Annotated in this window: 1 protein-coding gene and 1 pseudogene; one reads left to right on the plus strand and one right to left on the minus strand. The window is 67.9% G+C overall.

Annotation, left to right across the window (positions count from 1 at the left end; genetic code table 11):
* Positions 1-859 (minus strand): isocitrate/isopropylmalate family dehydrogenase (locus A8G08_RS24470; RefSeq protein ID WP_068280099.1); only part of this gene is annotated, 859 nt, incomplete at its 3' end.
* On the opposite strand from A8G08_RS24470, the pseudogene A8G08_RS24475 reads away from it, so the two are divergent.
* Positions 858-1,174: pseudogene (locus A8G08_RS24475) on the plus strand (hypothetical protein); the annotation flags it as partial. The gene A8G08_RS24470 and the pseudogene A8G08_RS24475 overlap by 2 nt on opposite strands.

Consider the following 1,174-nt stretch of genomic DNA (forward strand, 5'->3'; position numbering starts at 1 on the left):
GCGCCATCGCCTTGTTCTCCGAGCAGTTGATCGACGCCGCAATGCCGAGCGAGCCGGCCAACTCGCCGGCGAGGTCGGACAGGATGTCGCCGAACAGGTTCTCGGTGACGATCACGTCGTAGTCGGACGCGGCGCGCACCAGATGCGCGGCGGCCGCATCGACATGTTCGTGCTCGAGGCGGACGTCCGGAAATTCGGCACCGACATCGCGGCACGATTCCAGAAACAACCCCATTGTCAGCGGCAGCACGTTCGCCTTGTGCACGATCGTCACCCGCTTGCGCCGCTGCCGGGCCAGGTCGAACGCCTGGCGCGCAATCCGTTCCGAGGCTGCCCGCGTGACCAGACCCACGGACAACGCCACGTCGGGGGTTGCGGCGAATTCGCCTGCGCCGGCGAACATGTTGCGATCGGCGTACAGCCCCTCGCTGTTCTCGCGGACGATCACCAGGTCCATTTCCGGCGATCTCGTGCGCACGCCCCCGAATGCCCGCGCGGGACGGATGTTGGCGAACAGGCCGAACCGCTTTCGGATCGCCCCGCCCGGCGGAGGACCCGAGCGATGCTCGGGCGGATAGGCGGCGTTGTCGTGCGGGCCGAGGATCCAGCCGTCGAGATCGGCGAGCGCGTCGATGGTCTGTGCCGGCAGAGGGTCACCGAAATCCTCGATCGCTCGCAGTCCGAGTGGGAGCGGTACCCAATCGGCCTTCACGCCCACCACCGCGAGCGCCTCGTCTACGACCCGCCGCGTCGCGGGCACGATCTCAGGCCCGATCCCGTCGCCCTCGATCAGCCCGAGACGCAGTACGGCTGCGCTCCTTGCCTGTGCGCCATCCACCTCGTCATCATTGCTGATCATGGTCCAGTCGGTGGAACTGCTGCTCGACGGCCACACCGACGGACAGTTGCGTCGGCAGTGGCGACTGATCGCGGACACCGGCCTGCGCAGCCAGGCGAGCATTACCGCGGAGTCGAACCGCCCGCACATCACCGTCGCGGTAGCCAAGGAAATCTGGCCGCGGATCGATCGCCGCCTCGCACAGCTCGAATTCGCCCCATCCGCTCGGGTCGGTGGCGTGCTCGTATTCGGCGAGCGGCAGGCCGACTCTCGTGCGCGCCGTGGTGCCGTCCGAACCTCTGCTCGACCTCGCACCGAGCCGTCTCGGAGATCGTC

The organism is Aldersonia kunmingensis (assembly GCF_001646865.1).
GTDB lineage: Bacteria > Actinomycetota > Actinomycetes > Mycobacteriales > Mycobacteriaceae > Aldersonia > Aldersonia kunmingensis.